This window comes from Pseudarthrobacter siccitolerans, assembly GCF_030823375.1.
Lineage (GTDB): Bacteria > Actinomycetota > Actinomycetes > Actinomycetales > Micrococcaceae > Arthrobacter > Arthrobacter siccitolerans_A.
The window spans coordinates 252,302-277,186 of record NZ_JAUSXB010000001.1; the positions used below are offsets into that span (position 1 = coordinate 252,302).

Annotated in this window: 20 protein-coding genes; 8 read left to right on the plus strand and 12 right to left on the minus strand. The window is 68.5% G+C overall.

The genetic code is table 11. The features are described 5' to 3' along the window. Positions 1–84: 84 nt before the first annotated feature. The 5 genes from QFZ36_RS01130 to QFZ36_RS01150 form a co-directional block, all read right to left on the minus strand. Positions 85–1,272 (minus strand): VWA domain-containing protein, encoded by a 1,188-nt coding sequence (locus tag QFZ36_RS01130; RefSeq protein WP_306633222.1) that lies wholly within the window; start codon positions 1,270–1,272, stop codon positions 85–87. Then, entirely contained in the window at positions 1,269–3,605 is a 2,337-nt protein-coding gene (locus QFZ36_RS01135; RefSeq protein ID WP_306633224.1) for a DUF5682 family protein, read from the minus strand. Before QFZ36_RS01135 ends, QFZ36_RS01130 begins: the two co-directional genes overlap by 4 nt. A 110-nt stretch (positions 3,606–3,715) precedes the next feature. Next, positions 3,716–4,729: an ATP-binding protein gene (locus tag QFZ36_RS01140; RefSeq protein ID WP_306633226.1), complete on the minus strand. Its 1,014-nt coding sequence runs from the start codon at positions 4,727–4,729 to the stop codon at positions 3,716–3,718. Continuing rightward, the gene (locus tag QFZ36_RS01145; protein WP_306633228.1) at positions 4,726–6,201 is read right to left on the minus strand and encodes a DUF5691 domain-containing protein; all 1,476 of its coding nucleotides are present in this window, start codon (positions 6,199–6,201) and stop codon (positions 4,726–4,728) included. The genes QFZ36_RS01140 and QFZ36_RS01145 overlap by 4 nt, the downstream gene beginning before the upstream one ends. After that, positions 6,198–7,496 (minus strand): SWIM zinc finger family protein, encoded by a 1,299-nt coding sequence (locus QFZ36_RS01150; RefSeq protein WP_306633230.1) that lies wholly within the window; start codon positions 7,494–7,496, stop codon positions 6,198–6,200. The genes QFZ36_RS01145 and QFZ36_RS01150 overlap by 4 nt, the downstream gene beginning before the upstream one ends. Before the next feature lie 103 nt (positions 7,497–7,599). Between QFZ36_RS01150 and QFZ36_RS01155 the strand changes: the two genes are divergently transcribed. From QFZ36_RS01155 to QFZ36_RS01170, 4 genes are all read left to right on the plus strand, one after another. After that, positions 7,600–8,544 carry a 5'-3' exonuclease gene (locus tag QFZ36_RS01155; protein ID WP_306633231.1) on the plus strand — a complete coding sequence of 315 codons (945 nt, stop codon included), beginning with the start codon at positions 7,600–7,602 and terminating at the stop codon, positions 8,542–8,544. 153 nt (positions 8,545–8,697) lie between these two features. Beyond that, positions 8,698–8,904, plus strand: a complete 207-nt coding sequence (locus tag QFZ36_RS01160) for a hypothetical protein (RefSeq protein WP_306633233.1) — start codon at positions 8,698–8,700, stop codon at positions 8,902–8,904. Positions 8,905–9,015: 111 nt separating this feature from the next. Further along, positions 9,016–9,441, plus strand: coding sequence for a ChaB family protein (locus QFZ36_RS01165; protein ID WP_306633235.1), 426 nt, complete (start codon positions 9,016–9,018; stop codon positions 9,439–9,441). Between the two features lie 47 nt (positions 9,442–9,488). After that, on the plus strand, positions 9,489–11,654 hold the full coding sequence (locus QFZ36_RS01170) for an elongation factor G-like protein EF-G2 (RefSeq protein WP_306633237.1): 2,166 nt from the start codon (positions 9,489–9,491) through the stop codon (positions 11,652–11,654). 33 nt (positions 11,655–11,687) lie between these two features. On the opposite strand, the gene QFZ36_RS01175 is transcribed toward QFZ36_RS01170, so the two are convergent. Genes QFZ36_RS01175 through QFZ36_RS01200 form a run of 6 tightly spaced genes read right to left on the minus strand, consistent with a single transcriptional unit; the run spans position 11,688 to position 19,559 of the window. After that, on the minus strand, positions 11,688–12,899 hold the full coding sequence (locus QFZ36_RS01175; protein WP_306633239.1) for an aminotransferase-like domain-containing protein: 1,212 nt from the start codon (positions 12,897–12,899) through the stop codon (positions 11,688–11,690). Further along, positions 12,896–14,605, minus strand: coding sequence for a dipeptide ABC transporter ATP-binding protein (locus QFZ36_RS01180; RefSeq protein WP_306633240.1), 1,710 nt, complete (start codon positions 14,603–14,605; stop codon positions 12,896–12,898). The genes QFZ36_RS01175 and QFZ36_RS01180 overlap by 4 nt, the downstream gene beginning before the upstream one ends. After that, positions 14,602–15,453 carry an ABC transporter permease gene (locus tag QFZ36_RS01185; protein WP_306633242.1) on the minus strand — a complete coding sequence of 284 codons (852 nt, stop codon included), beginning with the start codon at positions 15,451–15,453 and terminating at the stop codon, positions 14,602–14,604. Before QFZ36_RS01185 ends, QFZ36_RS01180 begins: the two co-directional genes overlap by 4 nt. Further along, the gene (locus tag QFZ36_RS01190) at positions 15,450–16,412 is read right to left on the minus strand and encodes an ABC transporter permease (RefSeq protein WP_306633244.1); all 963 of its coding nucleotides are present in this window, start codon (positions 16,410–16,412) and stop codon (positions 15,450–15,452) included. Before QFZ36_RS01190 ends, QFZ36_RS01185 begins: the two co-directional genes overlap by 4 nt. A gap of 46 nt (positions 16,413–16,458) precedes the next feature. Continuing rightward, positions 16,459–18,102: an ABC transporter substrate-binding protein gene (locus tag QFZ36_RS01195; RefSeq protein WP_306633246.1), complete on the minus strand. Its 1,644-nt coding sequence runs from the start codon at positions 18,100–18,102 to the stop codon at positions 16,459–16,461. Between the two features lie 38 nt (positions 18,103–18,140). Next, the gene (locus tag QFZ36_RS01200; RefSeq protein WP_306633248.1) at positions 18,141–19,559 is read right to left on the minus strand and encodes an FAD-binding oxidoreductase; all 1,419 of its coding nucleotides are present in this window, start codon (positions 19,557–19,559) and stop codon (positions 18,141–18,143) included. A gap of 353 nt (positions 19,560–19,912) precedes the next feature. On the opposite strand from QFZ36_RS01200, the gene QFZ36_RS01205 reads away from it, so the two are divergent. Continuing rightward, positions 19,913–20,389, plus strand: coding sequence for a flavin reductase family protein (locus QFZ36_RS01205; protein WP_306633250.1), 477 nt, complete (start codon positions 19,913–19,915; stop codon positions 20,387–20,389). 202 nt (positions 20,390–20,591) lie between these two features. Here QFZ36_RS01205 and QFZ36_RS01210 read toward each other — a convergent pair whose 3' ends face one another. Next, positions 20,592–21,005, minus strand: coding sequence for a CBS domain-containing protein (locus tag QFZ36_RS01210; RefSeq protein ID WP_306633252.1), 414 nt, complete (start codon positions 21,003–21,005; stop codon positions 20,592–20,594). Positions 21,006–21,269: 264 nt separating this feature from the next. Between QFZ36_RS01210 and QFZ36_RS01215 the strand changes: the two genes are divergently transcribed. The 3 genes from QFZ36_RS01215 to hrpB are packed head-to-tail and all read left to right on the plus strand — an operon-like array spanning position 21,270 to position 24,885. Next, positions 21,270–21,647 (plus strand): hypothetical protein, encoded by a 378-nt coding sequence (locus tag QFZ36_RS01215; RefSeq protein ID WP_306633254.1) that lies wholly within the window; start codon positions 21,270–21,272, stop codon positions 21,645–21,647. Next, positions 21,637–22,218: a hypothetical protein gene (locus QFZ36_RS01220; protein WP_306633256.1), complete on the plus strand. Its 582-nt coding sequence runs from the start codon at positions 21,637–21,639 to the stop codon at positions 22,216–22,218. The genes QFZ36_RS01215 and QFZ36_RS01220 overlap by 11 nt, the downstream gene beginning before the upstream one ends. Positions 22,219–22,242: 24 nt before the next feature. Further along, positions 22,243–24,885 (plus strand): ATP-dependent helicase HrpB, encoded by a 2,643-nt coding sequence (hrpB, locus tag QFZ36_RS01225; protein ID WP_306633258.1) that lies wholly within the window; start codon positions 22,243–22,245, stop codon positions 24,883–24,885.

Sequence of the window (24,885 nt, forward strand, 5' to 3'; positions counted from 1 at the left end):
CACGAGGCCATTCTCGCCCCGTTCAGCCCGCTATGCCAGAGGGCCCCCGCCACGGCCGATGTTCCCCACCCGGCAGTTCAGGCGTTAAGGCTCGTGCGTGGCGGGAATGTCGTGCGATGCGGCCCATTCGCCCACATCCCGCCGCTCAATGGCCGCCGCCATGAGGTCCGGGAACAGGTCCGGGGTGCAGGCGAAAGCGGGGACGCCGATGCCGGCGAGGGCCGCGGCGTGGCTGGAGTCGAACGACGGGTGGCCGCTGTCGCTCAGGGCCAGCAGCGCGATCATGGTGGCACCGGATCCGACGATGCTCGCGGCGCGCCGCAGCATCTCCTCGGCGATGCCGCCTTCGTAGAGATCGCTGATGAGCACCAGGATGGTCTCGGTGGGCTGGGTGATCCGGTCCTGGCAGTAGGCGAGGGCACGATTGATGTCCGTGCCGCCGCCCAGCTGCACGCCGAACAGCACATCGACCGGATCCTCCAGCTCGTCCGTCAGGTCAACCACTTCGGTGTCGAAGACCACCAGCCGGGTGCGGACCGACCGCAGGGAGCCGAGCACCGCGCCGAACACACTGGAGTACACCACGGATTCGGCCATGGAGCCGGACTGGTCGATGCACAGGATGATTTCGCGCTGGATCTCGGTGCTGCGCCGGGCGTGGCCCACCAGCCGTTCGGGAACAACGGTGTGGTACCCGGGCTGGTAGTGCTTGAGGTTCGCGGCGATGGTCCTGTTCCAGTCGATGTCCCGGTGCCTGGGCCGCCTGGTCCGGACGGCCCGGTTCAACGCGCCGGTGACCGCCTGGATGGTCCTGGCACGCAGCCGTTCCTCCAGCTCGTCCGTCACCTGCCGCACCACAGCCCTGGCCGTCTCGCGGGAGTGCTCGGGGATCACCCGGCCGAGGCCGATCAGCGTACTGACAAGGCCGACGTCGGGCTGTACCGTCCGCAGCATCTCCGGCTCCAGGAGCAGCTGCTTCAGGCCCAGCCGGTCCATGGCGTCCGCCTGCATCACCTGCACCACACTGGACGGGAAGTGCCTGCGGATGTCGCCCAGCCAGCGGGACACCCGGGGGCTGGACGCGCCGAGGCCGCCGCGGCGGCGCTGCTCGTCCTCGTACAGGTCCTCCAGGGCCTGGTCCCGCCGAGCATCGGCGGCCGAAAGTTCCACCCTGTTGCCGTTGCCGTCAGTAACCCCGTCCGCCCCGTGCCCGCCGAGCACCAGCCGCCACCGGCCCAGGCGGCTGCGGCTGTCGTTATCCGGTTCTGTCACGCCACCACGTCCCAACCGAGATACCGGGCCATCGTCCGGACCGCCGGTCCGGCCGCGGCGAAGTCCAGTGTTTCGTCGCTTCCGGCGTGGACGGTGCCGCCCAGCCTGCTGACCTGTTCGCCGATCTCCCGCCGTTCCGGCTGGCTGAACGCCGAAAATGTCCTGCGCAGGAGTGGCAGGACATCGGCAAAGATGTCCTCGTCAACGCCTGCCACCCAGCCGTCCACGAGCTGCAGGAGGCGCGGGTCGTAAATCAGCAGCGTCGCGTCGCCGGAGACCAGGCCGTCCAGCCAGGCGGCGGCTTTCCTGGCTGGAGCGGCGATGGACAGCCGGCGGCTGAGCCTGGCGGCAACCTCACCGGTTTCCACCAGTCCTGCGTCCAGCAGGAGCCGGGTTGCCCTTCCCGCCACCGAACCATGGATCACATCTGAGCCCGCGACGGCAGCCAGCGCCCGGTGCCAGTCATCCAAGGGCAGGTCCGGCACCAGGGACAGGCCCTGCTGGGCAGAGTCAACGGCGCGGCGCATCTGCGCGGCAGCTTCATCATCCAGGCCTGCGCAGGCCGTGGGCAGGCCCACGCAGGCCCGCACTACGGTGGTGTCCAGGATCTTCCGCACGCCGGTGACGTCAACTCCACGGACGTTGCCGTACCGGCAGGTGCGGGCCAGGGGTGCGATGGTTTGCAGCAGCGGGGCGACGTCCTGCTGCAGGGCGGTCCGCTCGGCGAGGACCGCCACCACCGCATCAAGTCCCTCGGGCAGGTCGGCGAGGAGGCAGTACTCGAGCAATTCACCCAGGCTGGCCAGGCTGCCGTCTTCCCGGGCGGTTTCGGAGACGCAGGCTGCGGCAGCCGCGGCAACGGTGGTACCGTACCGGCTGGCCTCCACCACGGCGATGGCCAGTTCCGGCTTCCATTGCAGCGTCCATGCCTCCTTGAACGTTCCCAGGGTCCGGCCCGTTTCCGTGGGGATTCCCCAGTCCACTCCGAGCAGTGCCAGCCGGTGCAGCAGCACCGAGCGGGCCAGCTGGGCGGGCTTGCGCAGGTCGAGGGTCAGGACCTCCTCCAGGGCGCTTGGCTTCCACCGCAGCCTGCGCTGGGTGGCGGCAAGATCGGCGGCGAGGGGGACGGTGGGCGCTGAGTCCGGGACGCTTCCCAGCTCGAGCCCCACGGTCAGTTCCCGGTGCACCAGGGCCAGCGGCAGCGCCGACCCGTCACACAGCACCGCCTGCGCGGCATCATCAAGTTCCGCCAGCCCCGGGCTGGGCCGGCCGCGGACGGCGGCGAGCGCGTTTGCCATTCGGCTGGCCTCCACCACGGAAGCCGTTGACGCGTCCAGGTTCTCTAGCCGCAGGGCGCGCGCTACCCGGACCAGCCAGGTGGTGGATACCTGCGTGCCGGGGTCCTGGCCCATCCAGTGGGTAAAGAGATGCTGGTACCAGCCGGGCGCCGTGACGCCGGCACCGTAGCCGCTGGCCAGGCTGAGCCGTCCGGAGGTCCAAGGAACCCAGGTGACGGCCACCTTGGTTTTGGGCAGGCCGGCCAGCACCTTGTTGTCGGCCGCGGCAGGAGGGAAGTCCGCTGGCACCAGCGCAGGGGCATGGAACGCACCGCACACCACGGCAACCCGTGCGTGCCCCTCGCGGAGGGCGGCCCGCAGCAGCCGCCGCATCGAAGCCTCCCGCCGGTTGTTTTCCACCACATCCGGATGGTGAGGGGGCCTGTCATCGGCGGCGCGGATCTCGGCAATCGCGTCGGTGAGTGCGGCGAACCGTTCAACGGGGTCGCTGTGGCGGTGCTCGATGGCGTCCTCCCACCAGCGTTCGGCGTCGCTGTACCCGGCGGCGCGCGCAAGGATACCGATGGCGTCCGGCCGGTAGGGGCGTGACGGCGCGGCGGAGGTGCCGTCGTCGTCCTCCGCTGACGGCGCCGAGCCTGGCAGTTCCCCCTCTGGCAGCGCCCCGCCTGGCATCTGCACGGTTGGCACCTGTACGGCAGGCTCAGCTGCCAGTTGCAGCGCAAAAGTGTGCGCCGCGGGAAGGTCGATGGCCCGCACCGGGGTGCCGGTGGACAGTGCCCAGCGGATGGCCACCCATTCCGGGGAGAACGCGGCCATCGGGTAGAAGGAGGCCAGCCGGGGTTCGTCGGGGACATAGATCAGCCCGGCCACCGGCGGGATCATCTCGGGGTCGTTGAGGAGGGGGATCACCTGGTCCAGTTCCGGCGGCCCCTCAACGAGCACCAGATCGGGCCGGAGGGCGGCGAGTGCCTCGGCCACGGAGTGCGCCGAGCCGGGTCCGTGGTGCCGGATCCCGAGGACGTGGACCTCTGTCATGGTTGAAGGAATCCCGGCCTAGTTCGACGATTCGAGGTTCCGGCAGGCCCGGTAAAGGTCCTTCCACTCCGGCCGGTTCCGCACCACGGTTTCCAGGTATTCCTGCCAGATCACCCGGTCCTGCACGGGATCCTTGACCACTGCCCCCACCAGGCTGGCGGCCACGTCCTGTGCGCGGACGGTTCCGTCCCGAAGTGGGCAGCCAGGGAGAGGCCGTTGGTCATCACCGAGATGGCTTCCGCGGTGGACAGCGTGGCGGAGGGCGATTTGATGGTGGTCCGCTGGTCCTGTGTCACGCCGGCCCGGAGCTCCCGCATTACTGTCACCACCCGGCGGACCTCGGAGAGTGCGGCCAGGTCCGCCGGCAGTTCAAGGGCCTCGCCAAGGCTGCGGACGCGGGTGGTGACGATCTCCACCTCCTGTTCCATGCTGTCCGGGAGCGGGAGCACCACGGTGTTGAACCGGCGGCGGAGTGCTGAGGAGAGGTCGTTGACGCCTTTGTCCCGGTTGTTGGCCGTGGCGATGATGTTGAACCCCTTGCGTGCCTGGACCTCTTCGTTGAGTTCCGGAATGGGCAGGCTCTTTTCGCTCAGGATCGTGATGAGGGAGTCCTGCACATCGGAGGGGATCCTGGTGAGTTCCTCCACCCGCACCAGGCTCCCGGACTCCATGGCCCGCATGACCGGCCCGGGAACGAGGGCGGCGCGGGACGGTCCGTCGGCGAGCAAGCGGGCATAGTTCCAGCCATAGCGCAGTGCCTCTTCCGGAGTGCCGGCGGTGCCCTGCACCACCAGGGTGGAGGTTCCCGAGATGGCCGCCGCAAGGTGTTCGCCGAGCCAGGTCTTGGCCGTCCCGGGTACGCCGAGCAGCAGCAGCGCCCGGTCCGTGGCCAGTGATGCCACGGCGATTTCCACGAGCCGTTCCGACCCCAGGTACTTGGGCGTGATGCGGACGTCGTTGGGCAGGGTGCCGCCGAGGATGTAGGTGGTGACGGCCCAGGGGGACAGCCGCCAGCTGGGCGGCCGGGGCCGGTCGTCCGCGGCGGCGAGGGCTGTGAGCTCCCCGGCGTAGGCGTTTTCGGCGTGGGCGCGCAGAACACCCTGGGTGGGCTGGGCATCGGTCATTGGAAGGCCTCCGTCAGGGATTGTCGGAACGATTGGTATTGCACGGCGTCGCGGAGCACGCGGCGCCGGCCGGCGTCGCCGTCGGAGCGCTCCAGCAGCTGCCGGCATTGCCGGGCCGCTTCGGGCGGAAGCGCCGGGGGAAGGATGCCGGCCAGCATGACCGCCAGCTGGCCGCCGTTTTTGGCGGCGACCTGCTCCAGCACTGCCGCAGCCAGCGGCGGTCGCCACGGGCGGGGAAGGCTGCGGAGCGGTTCAACCAGCGCGAAGGGCTGCGCCGCGCCGCTTCGGAGATACCGCAGCAGCCTTTCCTCGCGTTCAGCCGGGGGCAGGCAAGCAAGCAGGCGCAGGTCCAGGCGGTCATCCAGCAGCGCCCGTACCCACTCAAGGTCGGCCCGGAGGGCAGCGGTGGACGCAATGGCCTCCAGCACGCGGCTTTCGCCTTTGAGCAGGGCAAGGGTGGACGCCGGGCTGCGGCCGGCAACAGCTGTCCAGGTCTCGAGCGGGGCGCCGCGGATGATGGCGTCAAGCCGGGCCAGCCGGTCGGGTTCGCCGCTGCGGGGATCCGCGGGGATCCCATCCCGGAGCGCTGCCGCGTCGGGTTCCGGCGGGAGCCCGACGTCGAGGTTTTTGCGCAGCACGCCGCCAAGCCGGAGCAGAGGGCGGAGCCGGGCGGCCATCCGGGCAGCGCGGGCGCTGTCCGGCAGCCGGTCGAGCAGGCCGGCGGCAGTGTCCCGGACGCTTTTGGCTTTGCTGCCCAGGGCACGCTCCAGCAGCTCCTCGTCTGCGGAACCCAGGTTTGCGGCAAACGCAGCAAGGTGGGCTGCAAGCTCCCGGGCGGCCAGGCCCTCCCAGTGCTGGCCGAGCTGCCTGCGGGCTGCTGCCGGATCGGTGCGCCGGAGCCGTTCCAGTTCCGTGGTGGCGTCACTGCCGGCCAGTTCTGTCCAGTCATCCGCTGCCGGAGCTTGCACGCGTCCGCCCGGTAGATCGTTGCCCCCTGGGTTTTCCGCGAGCAGGCGTTGCAGCCAGCGGCCCCGCGCTCCGATGGCCGGGTGCAGGTGGTCCGCCACCGACGGTTTGGAATCCGCCAGTGTAAGGAGTGGCAGGAGGAGCCGGTGCGGAACCCGCAACCCTGAAGCGGTGGCGCTCTGCAGCCAGTCCGCCACCAGTTGGGTCCGCAGCTCCGCGCCGACCGGCGGCTGGGTGAGCAGGAGGTCCAGCAGCCGGACGGCCTCGCCGGTTGCTTGGGGGCAATCGTCCGGTGGCGCGGGCGCGGCCAGCGTGGTGGGATCCAGGCGCTGGGGAATCCGGGCGGCGCGGGTGACGGCGTCGGCGAGCGCGGCCTGGTCCAGGAGTAATTCCTCGGCCGGCAGCCCTTCAGGCGGGCGGACGCCCAGCTCGGCGGGCGGGGAAGGCGCCGGGTGCCGGGCGGTCCCCACCAGGGCGGCGGCCCGAAGCTCCTCGGGCCAGGTCATGGCGTCACCACTGCACCATTCACGACGACGGACAGCGGGCGCACGCGGCCCTCCTCCAGCTCGCCGAAAAGGTCGACGGGATGGCCGCCGGTGAGGGCGAGCAGGGCGTCCAGGGGCGCATCGACCAAGGGGAGGGCATCGCCGGTTTCGTCCTGAAGCCACCCGGAGCCACCGGTGCAGACGCGCACCCCGGCGAGCAGCACCGGGTGCCGCTCCCGCCACGGGGACAGCGCGACGGCGGCCGACTCGTCACTGAGTGCCGAGGCAATACTGCTTCCCTGGCCCAGGGTTTCAGCCGTTCCACGCGGGCCCACTGTGCCGGCAAACATCGCCCGCTGAGGTGCCGATCCAGGGTACCGGGCCACTGTGGCGTCCAGCACCGACCCGGCGAGTTGGGGCGTAGCCAGGGACTCGCTTCGGGCAGCGAAATCCAGGATGAGCACCACGGTTCCGTCCGGCCCGCGCAGCCAGGTCCGCTGCTGCTGGAGCCGCCCGTCGTCGGTGCGGTGGGCGCCGAGCACCAGCCATGGACCCGGCAACGCCTCTGTTCCCCGGACTTCCGCTGCAGGAACCGTCCAGCCAACGGCGACGCGGAGGTCGGCCAGCTCCTCAGGGGTCAGGTGCTCCCGCAGGGACCAGGCTTTGGTGAGCGCCCACCAGCGGCCAGCCCGGTGGAGGAGGTGATCGGTCCAGTCGCTGCGGGCGTGGATGTCCGAGCCCATGGCCCGTACTTGTTCTGCCAGTCCAGGGAGTTGGGCGTCCACCAGGCGGGCAGCCGCCCCGTCCCACCAGGAATATGGCTGCGTCCGGGCGGACGCCATGCCGGTCCGCACCAGGTCCGCCAGCCACCGGGAGAAGTCGCTGATGCCGGCGTCCATCAGCGCCAGCCGGTCGGCCAGCCTTTTGGCCTGCGCCGCCGGATCGGCCGGCTGCTCAGGCTCGCGCCGCCCACGCTCTGTTGCCCGGTCCGCCCGCTGGGCCGCCCATTCCTGGGCGTATCCGGCAGCTTCCATGCCGCCGTCGGCCGCTTCTCCCCGTGACCACAGCAGCAGGAGGGCAAGCGCGTGCTTGCAGGGGAACTTCCGGCTCGGGCAGGAACAGCGGTAAGCGGGGGCGGCGATGTCAACGCTCACCTGGTAGGGCGTCTTTCCGCTGCCCTGGCATTTGCCCCAGACCAGCACGTCATTGCTGCCGGTGCCGGACCAGGGCCCCGGGCGGGCGAGCTTGCGGGCGGCGGCCAGGGAGGCGGCATCGGGCGCGGCGCCGGCCACCCTGTCCTCGCTCCAACGCCCCATAAAGCACATTGTGCCCGATGTTCCCCCACCCGCAAGGGGGACCGGCGGCGTGGCGGCCGCCCCGTCCTGCCCCGGGACGCCCTCTTCCGTGTCAGGATCAGGTATGCCTGACCGCCTGATGCTGCTGGACACCGCCTCGCTCTACTTCCGTGCCTTCTACGGCCTGCCCGATTCGATCCGCCGCCCGGACGGGACACCCGTCAACGCGGTCCGGGGCCTCCTGGACATGATCGCCCGGCTTACCACCGACTACGGGGCCACGCACCTGATTGCCTGCTGGGATGACGACTGGCGGCCGCAATGGCGGGTGGACCTTCTTCCCACCTATAAGGCCCATCGGGTGGCCGAGGCGAACACCGGCACTCCTGACGTGGAGGTTGTGCCGGATGCACTCGAGGCGCAACTGCCCATGATCCGCAAGGTCCTGGGGCTGGCCGGCATCGCCATCGTCGGTGCGGCGGAGCACGAGGCCGACGACGTTGTGGGCACCTACGCCAGCCATGCCGGCATCCCTGTGGACGTGGTGACAGGGGACCGGGATCTTTTCCAGGTGTGCGATGACGGGCGCCGGGTACGCGTCATCTACACCGCCCGCGGCATGAGGAACCTGGAGGTGATGACCGAGGAAGTGGTGGTGGGAAAGTACCGCGTGTTGCCCCAGCAGTACGCCGATTACGCCACGCTCCGCGGTGACGCCTCGGACGGGCTGCCCGGTGTGGCGGGAATAGGTGAAAAGACAGCGTCCACTTTGCTCTTGAAGTACGGAACCCTCGAAAACCTGCTGGAAGCAGCAGCAGATGCCCGCAGCGGACTCTCGTCACCTGTCCGGGCCAGGCTGGAGGCCGCCGCGGACTACCTCACGGCCGCGCCCGCCGTCGTACGCCTTGTCCGCGACCTCGACCTGCCCAGCCTGGAGGAGGCCGGCGCCCAGCTGCACCCCGTCACCGGAGAACCCCGCACCGAACTGGAGCGCCTCGCCACTGAATGGAACCTGGGCGGCTCTGTGCGGCGGCTCCTCGATGCACTGGACCGGACCGGGCTGGCCTGAGGGCCACCGGCGGAGGGGACTGCCTGGCCGGAGTTTGCGGAAACTGCCCATTTCTTGAGGAAAAGTGACATCCAAGGGGGCATCCCCTGCGGCTAGGGTGGGCTTCATTGGTTCAAGCAGCCGGACCTCTTCACCGGGGGATTGGAATGGGTCATGGCTGATAGCCCGCACACGGCCGGCGCCGGTAAAGACGAAGGCCGGAAGAAACGCCGGCCGTCCAAGCCGGGGGATGCCGAGGACGTGGAGCAGGAAGAATCCGCGGCATCGGGGCCGGAGGAAGAGGCTGCCGGGCCGGAGGAAACTCCCCGCCCTCCACGGCTTTATGGCTACGACCCGGACCAATGGCCGGAACCGCATTGATGCACGGGTTCCGGAAAGGTTCCCGCTGGCCCCTGCAGGCAGACAAGCAAAGCACGCCGTGGCTAAGCTGGGTGTGTTCCAGATCTTGCTGACGAAAGTACGGTGAGTGCCATGCCAAAAACGGGAAAGAACGATCACGCCCGCAAGGACGAGCTTCCCTCAACCCTGCAGCGCTCGGACCAGAAGGCACAGGACACCTTCGCCAAAACCTACGATTCGGCGATGGAGTCCTATAACAAGGACGAAAGCCGTGCCGCCCGCGCCGCCTATGCCTCCTTGAAGCACAGCTACGAAAAGGTGGGGGACCACTGGGAGCCCAAGGAGAAGCGCGGGCCTTCGGACGAGCGGGCGGAAAAGGGTCTTGGCGCGGCTGAGCCCACGGCCGGCGGCGTGGACGCCAATGCCTCCAAGAAGCACCTGATGGAGCGGGCCCGGGAACTGGATATCAGCGGCCGCTCCTCGATGGACAAGGAAGAACTCGTCAAAGCGCTGCAGAAGGCGAACGACGCCGCAACCCGCAAGGCACGTGGCCGCTAAAAACAGCGGCCAGTAACACAACCAGGCAAAGACGCCAGGAGGTTCGGATGTCGGTCAAAGGCACCAAGGACGCAGCAGGCCGGGGCGGGCCGGAGGGACGCCAGGGCAGCGGCTCCGCCGGCATCACGCCCACCGATCCTGCCCTGGTCCGGAATGTGGCGCTCGTTGGCCGTTCCGGTGCCGGCAAGACAACCCTCATCGAGGCGCTGCTTGAGGCCAACGGGATGATCACGCGGAAGGGCTCGGTGGTTGACGGAACCACCGTGAGCGATTCCGATCCCGCCGCCATCCACCAGCAGCGCTCCGTGGCGTTGTCCGTGGTGCCGCTGCCCGTGGCGGGCATGAAGATCAACCTCCTGGATACGCCCGGCTATCCGGACTTCATCGGCGAACTCCGCGCGGGCCTGCGCGCCGCGGACGCCGTCCTGTTCGCCGTCTCCGCCGTGGACGGGGTGGACGCCGGCACCACCGCCATCTGGCAGGAATGCCAGTACCTGGGAATTCCCCGTGCCCTGGTCATCACCCGGCTGGACCATCCCCGGGCTGATTACGACGGCGTCCTGGCCGCCTGCCGCGAAGCGTTCGGCGACACGGTGCTGCCGTTGTATGTCCCGGTCCGGGGCGGCGGGAACGTCACCGGCCTGCTCGGCCTGCTGTCCGGGAGGGTCTTTGAGTATCCGGCGGAGAATTCCGGGCCGCCGGCACGGCCGGCGGAAGCGGGGGAGCTGGCGGCAGCGGAGTCCGCCCGGGCGGAGCTGATCGAGGGAATTATCGCCGAAAGCGAGGACGAGACGCTGATGGACCGTTACCTCGGCGGCGAGGACATCGCAGCCGACGTCCTCATCCCGGACCTGGAAACCGCCGTCGCCCGCGGGTCATTTTTCCCTGCGGTGCCTGCCTCGGCCGTGACCGGGCTGGGAACCGCCGAACTGCTGGAGCTCCTGACCAAGGCGTTTCCCTCTCCCCCGGAGCGCAGCCTGCCGGGGGCCACCGACCTGTCCGGGGCCCCGGTCCGGGCCCTTGCCTGCGACCCGGCCGGGCCGCTCGCGGCAGAGGTGGTCCGCACCACGGTGGACGCCTTCCTGGGCCGTGTCTGCCTGGTCCGGGTCTTCTCCGGAACCCTGAGCGGGGACACGCCGGTCCATGTGAGCGGGCACGGGCTGGCGGACCGCGGGCACCAGGACCATGACACCGACGAACGGCTCACCCACCTCTACTCGCCGCTGGGAGCCACCCTTCGCCCCGTCCCTTTTTGCATCGCCGGTGACATTGCAGCCGTCGCCAAGCTGGGCACGGCCGAGACCGGGGACACGATCTCCGCGAAAGACCAGCCGCTGCTGCTGGCCACCTGGGAGATGCCGGAGCCGCTGATGCCTGTCGCCATCGAAGCCGATTCCCACAGCGACGAGGATGCCCTTGCCCGCAGCCTGGGCAAGGTGGCCGCCGGAGATCCGACGCTTCGGGTGGAGCGGAACGCTGAAACCCACCAGCTGATCCTCTGGTGCATGGGGGAGGCGCACGCGGAAGTGGTGCTGGACAGGCTGCGGGACCAGGGCGTGAAGCTGCACACCGTGGGCGTGGTGACACCGCTGCGGGAAACCTTCGCAACTGCCGCCGTCGGGCACGGGCGCCACGTCAAACAGTCCGGCGGCCACGGCCAGTACGCGGTGTGCGACATCGAGGTGGAACCGCTGGCCCGGGGCGCCGGCTTCGAATTCATCGACAAAACAGTGGGCGGCGTGATTCCGGGAACGTTTATTTCGTCCGTGGAAAAGGGCGTCCGGGCGCAGATGCAGAAGGGTGTTGCTTCCGGCTTTCCCGTGGTGGACCTCCGCGTGACCCTGGTGGGAGGAAAAGCACACAGTGTTGATTCCTCCGACGCAGCCTTCCAGGCAGCCGGGGCGCTGGCGCTGCGGGAGGCTGCCGCCGGGGGCAGTATCCAGCTGCTCGAGCCTGTCTCGTCAGTGGTGCTCAGCGTTCCGGACGAGCATGTGGGGACAGTGATGAGCGATCTTTCCGGGCGCCGCGGCCGGCTCACGGGGACCTCGTCATCCGGCGGGGACCGGACCGAAATCACCGCGGAGGTCCCGGACCAGGAACTCCTGAAATACGCGGTGGAACTGCGCGCCCTGACGGCCGGCACCGGTACTTTCAGCCGCAGCTACCTCCGGCATGACCCGGTGCCGGGCAACCTTGCCGCTGCCGGGCGTTGACACGGATTGCCCGCGGATTGCTCGCGGAACCGGCTACTGCTTCTTGAGTGCCCTCGCCAGCCTTTTTACTGCTTCTTCCAGCCGCGCCGCGTCCACGTCGCCGTAGGCAAGGCGCAGGTGCCGCGCGGAATCCGTACCGGGACCTGAGGGGAAGAAGGAACCGCGCTGGTACTCCACTCCTTCGGCGCTCGCATCCGCTGCCAGCTGGTCCGGATCGATGCTGTCATTCCGCAGTTTGGGCCAGAGGAACAGGCCGCCGCCCGGAAGGGTGGTGTCAAACGCTCCCGGGGCTTCCCGTTCCAGTGCCGCGACCAGGGTCTCCGCCCGGGTCCGGTACAGCTCCCGCGCACGTCCGAGCGTGGCATCGAAGAGGCCGGGTTCCGAGGTCAGCATCTCACCCACCACCGCCTGCACCAGCGTGGAGCTGTGCGAGTCCTGCCTGCTGCGGAGCGCTGCAATGTCGCCTGCAAGGTGCTCCGGCACCACCAGCCAGCCCAGCCGGAGTCCCGGGCCGAGCGTCTTGGTGAACGTGTTGATGTGGATGACGTGGTCCGAGAAGTTGAAGGCGTCCACGCTTTCCGGCCCGCCGGTATACCACAGCTCACGGTAGGGGTTGTCGGCGAGGATCACGAACCCGTACTGCTCGCTGAGCCGCACCAGCTCCGCACGTTGCTCCGCGGGGAGCGTGCCCTGGGAAGGGTTATGGAAGTCCGGGACGGTGTAGAGCGCGGAGGGCCTCGCCCCGCTCCGGAGGCGGTCCGCCAATTCGTCAACATCCAGGCCCCTGGGCCCCACCCTTACCGGCAGGATGTCCGCGGCGGACAGCTGAAGCCCGCGCAGGAACAAGGGGAAGATGGGGTTGTCCACAGCCACCAGGTCGCCGCGCTCCACCACCGTCTGGATGGCCAGCGACAATCCGTGGAAGCCGCCATTCGTGATGATGACCCGCTCCACCGGTACACCCTCCCGGGCCGCGATCCACTCCCGCAGCGGCGAAATCCCTTCAGTGCGGGAGTACTGCAGGGCGGGGACTCCGGGCCGGGCCAGGACCCGGGCGGTGGCAGCAGCCAGTTCGGTTGCCGGAAGGACGCCCGGGTCCGGGATGCCGCCAAGGAGTTCAATCGCGTCCCCCCGCCTGTCCCGGAGGGTGGTGTCACCAAATCCCTTGGGCGCCGTGAAGCCGGCGATCAGGGCAGGTTTGCGGGCCGGCGCGCGGACCACGGTGGGAGTTGAGGTTACGGTCATGATGCCGCCTTTGCTGGCTCGTAGGTCGTGAGGGGTGCGGATCCGGCCGCCCCCGCGGGGGCGGTGCCGGCTCCGGGAATCGCGTCCAGGAGTGCCTTGGTGTAGGGGTGCTGCGGCCTGGTGAAGATCTGGTCCACGCTGCCTTGCTCCACCACCTGGCCCTGCCGCAGGACGGATACGGTGTCCGCGACCTGCCGCACCAGGGCAAGGTCGTGCGAGACGAACAGGTAGGTCAGGCCGAGGTCGCGCTGGAGCCGGGCAAAGAGTTCAAGGATGCCTGCCTGCACGCTGACGTCCAGCGCTGAGGTTGGTTCATCCAGGACCACGACGTCGGGGCGCACCACGAGGGCGCGGGCAATGGCCACCCGCTGCCGCTGCCCGCCGGACAACTGCGCCGGCCGGCGGGCCGCAACGTCCGCCGGCAAACCCACTGACTCCAGCGCTTCACGGACCCGGGCGCCGCGGGTCGCCTTGTCTCCCACACCAAACCGGTCCAGCGGTTCCCGGACGATCCTGCCCACCCGCCAGGTGGGGTCCAGCGACGTGAACGGGTTCTGGTAGACCAGCTGCAGGTGGCGGCGCACGTCGCGGAGGCCTGTTCGGTTGAGGCGGGCAGTGGACTGGCCGCCCACTTCGATGGCACCGCTATCGGCCCGGTCGAGGCCGAGGAGGAGCCGGACCGCCGTAGTTTTTCCGGATCCGGACTCACCCACCAGGGCGTGCGTCCGGCCGCGCTCAACCGAGAAGGATACGTTGTCGACGGCGAGGACCTCCTTATGCCCGGCGTGGAACCGTTTGGTGACACCCTTCACGGCGATCTGGATTTGCCGGCCAGCGGTGCCGTCCGGCTCGGCCGCGCGCTGGCTGCGGTACCGGTCCGGATTCAAGGCGGGAACGTCCGCCTGGAGGCTCCGCGCATATTCCGTGCGCGGAGCGGCGAACACCTCGCGGGAAGGTCCCTGCTCCTGCACCGTGCCGTTTTTGAGAACCACGAGCGAATCGGCGCGCTCGGCGGCGATCGCCAGGTCATGGGTGATCAGCAGGAGGCTGATGTCCAGTTCCTGCCGCAGGTCACCCAGCATGTCCAGGATGAGCTTCTGCACCGTGACGTCGAGGGCCGACGTCGGTTCATCGGCCACGATCAGGGACGGGCGCGGCAGCACTGTCAGCGCGATCAGGACGCGCTGCAGCATGCCGCCGGAGAGCTGGTGCGGGTACGAGTCGTAAACGCGACCCGGGTCCGGCAGGCCCACCTGTTCGAACACCTGCAGGATGCTGCGGCGCCTGCTCCCGGGGTCCGTGCCGCCGAGCAGCGCTGCAGCTTCCTGTGCCTGGGCGCCGATGGTGCGTACCGGGTTCAGGGCAGAGCCGGGATCCTGCGGGATGAATCCGAGGGAGCGGCCGCGCAGCGGGCGGAAGTGCCGTTCCGGCGTGTTGAGGACCTCGGCCCCGTCCAGCCGGACACTCCCGGCCACCCGCGCCCCGCCCTGCGGCAGCAGCCGCAGCACGGCTTTGGCGATAGTGGATTTTCCCGACCCGGACTCGCCGATCAACGCAAGGCTTTCACCCCTGTTGAGCGAAAAGCCGACATTGTGGACCACCTCATCCGCCCCGTAGGCAACGGTCAGGCCTTCCACTTTCAGCAGCGTGTTGTTTTTGATGGCGGGCAATGGACTGTCCTTTGCGCTCAGCTTCACGGGACTCATTTGGTATTCCTCAGCCAGCGGCTGATCCGGTTGACGGACAGCACCGTGACCACAATGACCAGGGCCGGCGCGTAGACCAGCCAGGGCGCCGTGGGGTAGGTCTTGCCGGACGCCACCAGGAGGCCCCAGTCCGACGCCGGCGGGGGATCCCCGTAGCCGAGGAATGCCAGGGAGGCGATCACCAGGATGGACGTGCCGAACTGCAGGACCGCCAGCACCAGCACTGAGCGGTAGGCGTTGGGCAGGACGTGAGCCAGCAGCGCCTGGAGCCGGTTGCCGCCGGAGAGGTAGGACGCCTCAACAAATGCCGCCCGGCGGACCCGGATCACTTCCGCGCGCATCAGGCGGGCAAAAACCGCGACGGCGGAGACGCCGGTGGCGATGGCGGCATTGATGGTCTGGAAGCCCAACGAGCTGACGATGACCACTGCGAGGAGGAACCCTGGGATGGCGAGCAGGACGTCGACGAAGCGGCCCAGCGTGGTGTCCACCCAGCCGCTGCGGAAGCCGCTGGCCAATCCGATGGCACTTCCCACCACCAGGCCGATCAGGACGGCCACCAGTGCACTGGTGACGGAGGACGCCGTCCCGTACACCACCCGGGCGTACTGGTCGCGGCCCAGGTAGTCCGTGCCGAACCAGTGCGCCGGCGACGGCGCCGCGAGCTTGCTGGCCGTGGCGCCCGTGACCGGGCTGTAGGAGGTGAAGACGCCGGGGAGCAGCGACCATGCCACCACCAGGAAAAGGACCAGCAATGACAGCACTACGGTTGGCGGAATTGCTGAACGGGTACGGAGTTTTGCTGCGCCGGCACTGCGGAGGCGGGCGAAGGTCAGGCTGGCGCTCATGCGTCCACCGCCTCTCTGATGCGGACCCGGGGATCCAGCAACGGTGTCAATAGGTCGGCGGCCAGGTTGACCGCCACGAAAACCACTGCGGACAGGGAGACGACGGCCTGCAGGACCGGCTGGTCCTCACCCGTGACCGCCTTCTGGACCACCGTCCCGATTCCGTCCCGCCCGAAAATCGTCTCGGTGATGACCGAGCCGCCCAGGAGTTCTCCCACGATCAGGGCGATCATTGCCACGGACGGCAGTGCGGAGGGTTTGACCAGGTGCCGGGCGAAAAGCGCCGCTTCCGTCAGGCCCCGGGAACGGGCCACCAGCGCGTACTCCTGCCGCGATTCGTGGTCAAGGCTGGCGATCAGCACTTCGGCCAGCGGCGCCGACACGGGAACCGCCAGGGTGATGGCGGCAAAAAGCGTGGCGGCGGCGCTGTTGGGATCGGTGGTGGTGAACGAGTGCAGGCGGAAGGCGAACAGTTCGATCAGCACCAGGCCGATGACGAAGTTGGGCACGGACAGGAACAGCGACGGGATGGAGCGGAGGAGGCCGGCTGCCTTCACCGGCGCATAGTGGGCTCCGTAGGCGGTGGCTACTGCAAGAACCAGGGCGATGACCAGGGCGCTGGACGCCAGGGTGAGCGTTGACGGCAGGGCGTCGCCCACCAGCTGCGCCACGGGAAGGTTGGACTGCAGCGAGAAGCCCAGCTGCCCGGTCAGGAACCGGCCCAGGGACAGGGCGAGCTGCACCAGCACCGGTTGGTCCAGGCCGTAGTAGGCAACAATCCGCTGGATGTCGGCCTCGCTGAGTCCGGACTGCGGGTCCCGGAGGGTGTTGGTGACGGAGTCACCCGGCAGGACGCTGATCACCAGGAACGCCAGGACGTAGGCGAGCAGGACGACGGCGGCTGCCTGGCCTGCGCGGGTGAGGGCGAAGCGGCGGTATCCGCTGGTCACGGCTGCCATTGCTGCCCCGCTCCGGCGAAAGTGCCCCGCCTGGTTACCGCGGGCGTCACTTCGCGATCCAGGCCGTGTAGAAGTTGGCGTAGGCCAGGCCGTTGTACTGGACGTCCTTGACCTTGGGTGAAATGAGGTACAGGCGCTGGACGAGCTGGTTCAGCGGGATAAAGTAGCCCTGCTCGAGGACGTGCTGCTGCAGCTCGCCCGCCACCTTCCCCCGTGCGGAGCGGTCAGAGGCGCTGGCAATGGCGGTGGAGAGGCCGTTCAGCTTCTGGTCGCTGGTGCCCAGGTTGAACCAGTTTTCGCCGTTGTTCTGGCTGGTGAGGACCCCGGCAACGGTGCCCACGTCAACAAAACTCCGGGAGGTCTGGAACAGCGGCGGGCGGCTGGCCTGGATGGCCGCGTAGCCGGCCACGTCCACCACCTTGAGGTTCACCTTGATGCCGATGCGCTGCAGCTGCTGGGCGATCAGCTCGTCCTCGGCCTTGGTGGAGGGAACGTACGGGTTGGGAGTCAGGGGGAACTCCAGGGTTTTCCCGTCCTTCACCCGGTAACCGTCCGGTCCGGGCTTCCAGCCGGCATCGTCAAGAAGCTTCCCGGCGAGCTCGGGATCGTACTTGAAGGAGCTGCTGTAGTCACCGGCTTCCGGGACATTGCCCTGGATAAAGGTGGTGGCGGCATCCCAGTCGGGGGTATAGACAGTGTTGCGGATTTCCTCGCGGTCGATGCCGTGCTGGATGGCCTGGCGGACGTTGATTTCATTGGTGGGGAAGGCCTGGGTGTTGACCTGGAATCCGTCCACGAATCCCAGGTACTTCGGCGTTCCGACCGTGAAGCCCTGCGCCTTCAGGGATTCGATTTCCTGCGGCTCAACGTTGAACGCCACCTCGGCCTGGCCGGAGGCCACTGTGGAGGTGCGCACGGAAGTGTCCTTGATGACCTTGTAGGTGATGGTATCCAGGCGGGCCGGGCCGGTGTGGCCGAGCGCCGATGGCCCCCAGTTGTAGTCCCTGCGCTTCTCCAGCACGTAGCTGTCACCCTGTTTCCAGGACTTGAGCACAAACGGGCCGCTGCCAATTTCCTGGGCCAGGTCTGCCTGGGCGTCCACGGGGAGAGCGAGGGTTTTGGGGGAGAGCAGGATGCATCCGTGGTAGGCCAGCGTGGCGATGAAGCCCAGGGCGGGGGAGGAGAACGACACCCGGACGGTGCTCGCGTCGCTTGCTTCGGCGCTGACGAAGTTGCTGGACGGGAACAGGCCCACCTTGCTGACGCCGCGCTCCGGGTCACCCTTGGCCCAGGCGTTCAGGTTGGCCACGACGGCGGCTGCGTCCAGGGGAGTCCCGTCGGAGAAGGTCACACCGGCCTTCAGGTGGAGGACGAAGTCCTTGGCCCCGTTGAGTTCCTCCCAGCTTTCGGCCACCCACGGGCTCAGCTGGCCCTTTTCGTCCACGTAGACAAGCTTGTCCGTGAGCTGGCCCCACAGATTCCCCTCGTAGCTGGAAATGGAGGTTTTGCTCGAGACCCAGCCGGTGTCATAGCCCTGGATCAGGAAGGTGATGTTTCCGCCGTCAACGGGCGTGCCGGCGTCGGACGAACCGGTGGTCTGGACGCCGGCCCCGCAGGCTGTGAGTGCGGAGACGGTGAAGGCGCTGACGCCGGCGAGGAATACCCGGCGTCCGAAGGGTGATGAGTACATCGAAATGCTCCTGGAGAAAGATGAAGGGTGGTGTGGACTTAGATGGCTTTGCCGGGATTGAGCAGGCCGTGGGGATCGAGGGAAGCTTTGATGGCGTGCTGTGCCTGCCTGATCCGGCCGGACAGTTCCAGGGCGGCCCATTCCTGCTTGATGGTCCCCACCCCGTGTTCGCCGGTGACGGTGCCGCCGAGGGCGAGTGCCACGCGCACCAGCTCCGTGGCGGCGTCTGCCAGGGCGGCAGGGGGCTGTGCCGGATCGTCACCGGGCCCGATGTCCTTGGTGATCAACGGGTGGAGATTGCCGTCGCCGGCGTGGGAGACCGCTGAGATGTTGACGCCGAAGCGAGCCTCCAGTGCGGGGAATGCCTCGTAGACCTTGGGCAGCTGTGATTTGGGGACGGCGATGTCCTCACCGATGTACCACTGGCCTTCCGGCAGGCCCCGGCCGTTGCGCCGCAGCTCCCAAAGGCGGATCCCGTCGTCGTCCGTTTCCGCCGTGACGCGCCCGCCGCGTGCCGTAAGGGCCGCCGCGAGGTCCGCTGCCTGCTCTTCGATGCCGTAACCGTCCAGCTCAATGAGGATCAGCGCCGCACCGCGGCCGCGGAGTTCCGAGCCGGAATGCCGGTCGATGTTGGCCAGGCTGGGGGTGTCGAAGAACTCGATCGCGGCCGGCCGGACGGGGGAGAGCGTGATGGCCGCAAGGCCTGCCGCGCCTTCGGCGGTGCTGTCGAAGAAGACGGTGACCGTTTTGCGGGCCACGGGGATGGGCCGCAGCCGGACAGTGGCCCGGACTACGATGCCCAGGATTCCTTCGGAGCCGACAAAGAGGGAGGTCAGGTCCAGCCCTGTCACGCCCTTGATGGAGCGGTGGCCCACGGTGACCAGGCTGCCGTCCGCCAGCACGACGTCGAGGGCCAGGATTGATTCGCGGGTCACCCCGTACTTGGCGCACCGCAGCCCGCCGGCGTTGGTGGCGATGTTGCCGCCGATGGAGGAGATGTCGTAACTGGCGGGGTCGGGCGCGTAGAAGAGGCCGTACGGCTTGAGCCGGGCGTTCAGTTCAGCGTTGATGAGGCCGGGCTCCACCACTGCTACTTCGTCCAGCGGGGAGATCTCGACGACGGCGGCCATCTTTTCCGTGGACACCACCACCTGGTCTTCGCCTGCGCTGGCGCCGCCCGAGAGGCCCGTCCCCGCGCCGCGGGGCACCACTGAAAAACCAAGTCCGGCAGCGAGACGGACAGCTGCCTGCACCTGTTCTGCGTTCACAGGGAGGACGACGGCGGGGCCGGGGTGTCCGGCTTCGGCTGCCGCCCCCTTGGCGGTGGCGGCGTCATAGCGGTAGCGGGTGGTCCCGGATCCCGGAGCGAGCACTTCGAGGTCCGGATGGCGTTCGCGAAGTTCCCGCACGAAGGTGCCGACGGTTCCTGGGGGTGCTTCGGTTTCTACTGATGTCATGCCGGTATCTCTCTTCGCGGGTTGCACTTGCGGCGCGCAGGCCATTCCCAAATTGTCGAAAATGGGTGTTCCGGCCGTAATGTCACCGGAACTCACTGAAGAGAAATTAGCCTTGCCGGGGAATGTCCCGCCAATCAGAAGGACACGTGGATCAATAATTCGAAATTCCGGGTAACTGCAATTCCCGCTTCGTAAAACAGCGACATTATGCGACGCGTAATTACTTTTCCGGTTACGCCGAAAGAAGCAGGATGACACTTCGTTGCGGCCCGCGTCTGACCGTTTCGCGGACGGTTGAATCAAGGGATGAGGTGATGGTTTGGTGAGGTAACGATCCAACGAGAGGCCAATCCATGACAGCCACATCAGATCTTGCTCCGCGCCGGCTTCGCGATATTTTTGGAAACTTTGCCAGCGGGCTGACGGTGATCACCAGTTCCACCCCGGAGGGGCCCGCCGGCTTCACCTGCCAGTCCTTCGCAGCGCTTTCCCTGGAACCTGCGCTGGTGACGTTCAGCCCGGCGCGGACCTCCACCACCTGGCCGGTACTGCGGGAGGCGGGTTCCTTTGCGGTCAACATCCTTCCCGCTGAGCACCAGCACCTCGCCGGCCAGTTCGCCCGCTCGGGTGCGGACAAGTTCGCCGGGGTGGGCCACACGGCCTCACCACTGGGAAACCCGATCCTGGATAACGCGCTCGCCTGGATCGATTGTGAGTTGCAGGCGGAGCACGACGGCGGAGACCACACCATCGTGGTGGCCGCGGTACGCCACCTCAGCGCACGGCAGGACGCGGAACCGTTGGTGTTTTTCAAGGGCCGGTACGCCTAACTGGCGCCGGCCGGACGCCTGCTGGAGGCCGCGGGCTGACACTGGATCCCGGCGCTGTACGGATCCCCAGCCGGGCCGTTCACATTCCCCGTTAAGGTCAAAAGCAGGTTGCCCGCCCGCCGTTACGGCGAAGGGCGACCTGCTTTACGTATATCTATTCCGATTGTGGCTTTCCGGCATACTTTATTGGGCAATGCTGGCATCAATATGAAATGAATGCAACGAGTTCGCCCACACGGTCCTCCGGATAGTTCCGGGCAATGTCGGCCTGGCTGACGACGCCCACCAGATTGTGCCCGTCAATGACCGGCAACCTGCGGACCTGGTGGTCCTGCATCGTCCTGATGGCCTCTTCGATTGAATCGTCGGCCCCGATGGTCACGGGCTTGCCTTCCGCAAATTGGCCGGCCGTGGCCGTCCGCGGATCTCCGCCCTCCGCCAGGCACTTAACCACGATGTCCCGGTCCGTCAGCATGCCCTTGAGGCGGTTGTCCTCGCCGCAGATGGGCAGTGAGCCGACGTCAAGGTCCTTCATCTTCCGAGCGGCCGCTTCCAGGGTTTCGTTTTCACCCACACACTCCGCGCCCCCGGTCATGATGTCCCGTGCCGTTGCCATGATCGCTCCTTCGTCCATGATGTGGTGCCGTCTCTGCGGCCTGGTCGGATGGCCTTCGGGACGCAGTTCGCGATGACGGCCCGGAGTACCAGCCGATGAAAAAATGCTAAGCCTGCTGATTATCTGTGTCCAGAGCTGCGGGCCGGCACCGCGTGGCGGGCTTCATTCCTCCGGAGATCCGTTCTTGCTTCGCCGGGATCAGGTAGTAAGCTTGCTGATCAATACTAGTAAGCCTGCTGATTAATCCACGACAGGAGTAGGGCCATGGGAACCGTTTTTGCTGCCGTCTCGGCACTGGTGGTCGCCGCTGCCGGTGCGGCCGCGGCTCTCAGCGCTCCCTTTGGTGCTGCCGGCCACGGGGGCCAGTACCTTGCAGGCCACGTGCTCCTGGGGCTGGGCCTCGGGCAGTCGATCGCCATCCTGCTGCGGATCGGGCTCAAGCGTCTGGTGGCACGGCGGGCGGCAGCCAGCGCCCCTGATGCTCCGGGGCAGGCGGAACGAGTACTGCCGGCCCGTCCGGCCGCAATGGCGCCGGCGGCCGTGTCCCAGGCAGCACTGGCGCAGGCAGCCATGGCTCCCGTCACCGTACTGCCGGCACCGCCTGCGGCAATGGTTCCGCTGCGGGGCAGGCATGCCGCCTGAGGCTTTGGCACCCGCCGGGGGCACTGGCGGGCCGGGCCGCAAGGGGTTCCGGCTCCGGCGCGCTTTAGCGGCCCTGGCAGGTTCCGCCTGCGTCGGCCTGGCACTGTATGCCGCCTCCCCGCTGCTGCATCCCGCGGATGCCCAGGATGGGACGCTTCGGGGCCTGCAGATCAGGGTCCTGAACATCAGCCAGGCGGCAGCAGAAAACAGGATGGACGGCGCCCTCGCGGCACTGGACGCGCTGGAGAAGGACCTGGACGACGCTGCCAGCCAAGGCTTGATTTCCCTGTCCCGCTACCGTGGAATCGAAGCCGCAGTCGCGGACGTGCGGGCAGACATCACCCAGCTTGCTGCAGTATCGGCAGCCGGCGTCCCGGCGGCAACCGCATCAGATGCATCCACACCCGATGCGCCGGCGCAACCGCAAGAGCCATCCCCGGCCGAACCTGAACAGTCCACCGTTGTCCCGGCCCCGTCTGTGGTCCAGCCGGAACCGGTCTTGCCAGGCCCGGTCCCGCCGGACCCGGCCAACGAAGCCAAGGGCAAGGCGAAGGGAAAAGCGAAACCCTAGCTGCAGTCCGGGCACAATGGACGGATGACTTCTCCGGGCAGGCAGCAACAGCCGGTCGCCGGCAAACCCTTTGACCTGGCCGTCATTGGTGCCGGCCTGACCTTCGCGGCCTCGCTGGCTGCCCTCACCCAGGCGCTGGGTGGCGGGGCCGGCCGGGCGGCAGTAGTGCAGGCACCGCCAGGCACGGGTAAAACCACGCTCGTCCCGCCGCTGCTCGCAAACCTCCCGGTGCACAGCCACGGGCGGGTCGTCGTCACGCAACCCCGCCGCGTAGCTGCCAGGGCGGCCGCCAGGCGTCTCGCCGTGCTGGACGGCAGCCAGCTAGGCAGCCGCGTCGGATATTCCGTCCGCGGCGAGCGGCAGGCGGGGCCGGGAACCGTCGTCGAATTTGTCACACCCGGCATCCTGCTGCGCCGCCTGCTGGCTGACCCCGGACTCGAGGGCGTGGCTGCGGTGGCTCTGGATGAGGTCCACGAACGCGGCCTGGAAACAGATCTTCTGGTGGGCATGCTCGCCGAGGTCAGGGAATTGCGGGGTGACCTCACCGTCGTCGCCATGTCCGCCACACTGGACGCACCGCGGTTTGCGGCACTGCTTTCCACTGACGTCGGCGGGCCGGACGACGGCGGGTCCCCGGCTCCCGTGGTGGACTGCCCCTCGGCCCTGTACTCCCTGCAGACCGACTGGCGGCCGGCCGCAGGACCGCGGCTTGACGGCAGGGGAGTGACGCCCGCCTTCCTGGACCACGTGGCGCGGACTGCTGCGGAGGAGCTCACCCGCGCCCTCAGCGACGACAGCTCGACCGACGCCCTCATTTTCCTCCCCGGCGCGAGGGAAGTTTCCCGTGTGGCGGCCGATCTGGGGAGGCGTCTGGGAAGCAGCGTTGACGTCATGGAACTCCATGGGCAGGCGGCAGCGGTTGAACAGGACCGGGCCGTTTCCGGGCGGCTGCCCGGCGGAAAACCCAGGGCCATCGTCTCCACCGATCTCGCCGAGTCCTCCCTCACAGTTCCGGGTGTCCGGCTGGTCATCGATTCCGGCCTGACGCGGGAACCGCGCCGCGACGCCGGAAGGGGCATGAGCGGCCTGGTTACGGTCTCCTGTTCCCGCGCCTCGGCTGATCAACGCGCCGGCCGCGCGGCCCGTCAGGGTCCCGGGCGTGTGGTGCGGTGTTATGACCAGCAGGCCTACGCTGCGGCACCCGCCCACGTGACGCCGGAAATCAAGGTGGCAGACCTGACCGGAGCCGCACTCCAACTCGCGGCCTGGGGTTCTCCGCGGGGTGTTGGCCTCGCCCTTCCGGACCAACCTCCACTGCAGGCCATGGACGACGCAGTGGAGGTTCTGCGCGAACTTGGCGCTGTGGCCGAGGACGGCCACGCCACCGGCATGGGACGGCTCCTGGCAACCATTCCGGCGGATCCCCGCCTGGGCCGGGCACTGCTGGACGGAGCGGCCACCGCCGGTCAGCTGGCGGCAGCGGAAGCAGTGGCCCTGGTTTCGGGCGACCACCGCGCCCCCGGTGCTGACCTCACCCGCCTCCTGTCACAGTTGCGGAATGAGCCAGGAGCCGCTGCCCGGCGGTGGGCGGAGGACACCCGCCGCCTTGCGGCCCTGGCGCAACGAGGCCCGCTCTCAGATTCTCCCGCCTTGCCGTCGCCGGTGACCGGCGCCGCGGTGGTGGGTGCCGTCGTCGCACTCGCCTTCCCGGACCAGGTGGCGCGCCTCGTGGCCGGCGGGGCACCGAACCGCTATCTGCTGTCCTCCGGAACCCGTGCAGGGTTGCCGGCGGGCAGTTCCTTGTCCGGCCAGGAATGGCTGGCCGTGGCGGAAGTAACCCGGGCCGAGGGCAGGGATTCCGCCGGTACCGGTGCCGTGATCCGCTCGGCCGCGCCGTTGACATCAGACCTCGCGGAAGCCGCAGCTTCGCACCTTGTGGCCGAGGCGGTCGAGGCACGGTTTGCCGGCGGGCGGGTTTCCGCGCGGAGGGTGCGGCGCCTCGGGGCGATCGTCCTGGCCTCCACCCCCGTCCGGCCGTCGCCGGCGGAGGGGCGCGCCGCCGTCGCCGGGGCTTTGGAGAAGGAAGGCCTCGGAGTCCTGGAATGGTCGACGGCGGCCGATGCGCTGCGGCGTCGGCTCGCCTTCATCCACCGCGGAGTAGGCGCGCCGTGGCCGGATGTCTCGGACCAGTCCCTGCTGCTGCAGCTCCAGGAGTGGCTGGGCCCGGAGCTGGAACAGCTCGCCGGCGGGGCGGCCGCAGGTTCCATCGATCTGACCAACCCGCTCCGGCGGCTGCTGCCCTGGCCCGAAGCCGCCAAGCTCGTTGACCTGGCGCCGGAATGGCTCGAAGTACCCAGTGGGTCGCGGATCAGGATCGAGTACCCGGAGGTTGCAGATGAAACAGCCCGCCCGGTGGTGGCCGTCAAACTCCAGGAATGCTTCGGGTGGGCAGAGACGCCCCGGCTCCTCGGCGGCCGCGTACCGGTCCTGTTCCACCTGCTGTCACCGGCCCGGCGGCCCCTTGCCGTCACCGACGATCTCACATCGTTCTGGTCCGGCCCCTACACCCAGGTCCGGGCCGAAATGCGCGGTCGCTATCCCAAGCACCCCTGGCCTGAAGATCCCTGGTCGGCAACCGCAACCGCACGCGTCAAACGGCGTCAGTAG

Excerpts from the sequence above, each read along its gene's own strand:
- QFZ36_RS01195 (WP_306633246.1), bottom strand. The coding sequence starts at position 18,102 with ATGTACTCATCACCCTTCGGACGCCGGGTATTCCTCGCCGGCGTCAGC.
- QFZ36_RS01150 (WP_306633230.1), bottom strand. The coding sequence starts at position 7,496 with ATGGGGCGTTGGAGCGAGGACAGGGTGGCCGGCGCCGCGCCCGATGCC.
- QFZ36_RS01140 (WP_306633226.1), bottom strand. The coding sequence starts at position 4,729 with ATGACCGATGCCCAGCCCACCCAGGGTGTTCTGCGCGCCCACGCCGAA.
- QFZ36_RS01160 (WP_306633233.1), top strand. The coding sequence starts at position 8,698 with ATGGCTGATAGCCCGCACACGGCCGGCGCCGGTAAAGACGAAGGCCGG.
- QFZ36_RS01175 (WP_306633239.1), bottom strand. The coding sequence starts at position 12,899 with ATGACCGTAACCTCAACTCCCACCGTGGTCCGCGCGCCGGCCCGCAAA.
- QFZ36_RS01200 (WP_306633248.1), bottom strand. The coding sequence starts at position 19,559 with ATGACATCAGTAGAAACCGAAGCACCCCCAGGAACCGTCGGCACCTTC.
- QFZ36_RS01170 (WP_306633237.1), top strand. The coding sequence starts at position 9,489 with ATGTCGGTCAAAGGCACCAAGGACGCAGCAGGCCGGGGCGGGCCGGAG.
- QFZ36_RS01205 (WP_306633250.1), top strand. The coding sequence starts at position 19,913 with ATGACAGCCACATCAGATCTTGCTCCGCGCCGGCTTCGCGATATTTTT.
- QFZ36_RS01155 (WP_306633231.1), top strand. The coding sequence starts at position 7,600 with ATGCCTGACCGCCTGATGCTGCTGGACACCGCCTCGCTCTACTTCCGT.
- QFZ36_RS01190 (WP_306633244.1), bottom strand. The coding sequence starts at position 16,412 with ATGGCAGCCGTGACCAGCGGATACCGCCGCTTCGCCCTCACCCGCGCA.
- hrpB (WP_306633258.1), top strand. The coding sequence starts at position 22,243 with ATGACTTCTCCGGGCAGGCAGCAACAGCCGGTCGCCGGCAAACCCTTT.
- QFZ36_RS01180 (WP_306633240.1), bottom strand. The coding sequence starts at position 14,605 with ATGAGTCCCGTGAAGCTGAGCGCAAAGGACAGTCCATTGCCCGCCATC.
- QFZ36_RS01145 (WP_306633228.1), bottom strand. The coding sequence starts at position 6,201 with ATGACCTGGCCCGAGGAGCTTCGGGCCGCCGCCCTGGTGGGGACCGCC.
- QFZ36_RS01215 (WP_306633254.1), top strand. The coding sequence starts at position 21,270 with ATGGGAACCGTTTTTGCTGCCGTCTCGGCACTGGTGGTCGCCGCTGCC.
- QFZ36_RS01135 (WP_306633224.1), bottom strand. The coding sequence starts at position 3,605 with ATGACAGAGGTCCACGTCCTCGGGATCCGGCACCACGGACCCGGCTCG.
- QFZ36_RS01220 (WP_306633256.1), top strand. The coding sequence starts at position 21,637 with ATGCCGCCTGAGGCTTTGGCACCCGCCGGGGGCACTGGCGGGCCGGGC.
- QFZ36_RS01210 (WP_306633252.1), bottom strand. The coding sequence starts at position 21,005 with ATGGCAACGGCACGGGACATCATGACCGGGGGCGCGGAGTGTGTGGGT.
- QFZ36_RS01165 (WP_306633235.1), top strand. The coding sequence starts at position 9,016 with ATGCCAAAAACGGGAAAGAACGATCACGCCCGCAAGGACGAGCTTCCC.
- QFZ36_RS01185 (WP_306633242.1), bottom strand. The coding sequence starts at position 15,453 with ATGAGCGCCAGCCTGACCTTCGCCCGCCTCCGCAGTGCCGGCGCAGCA.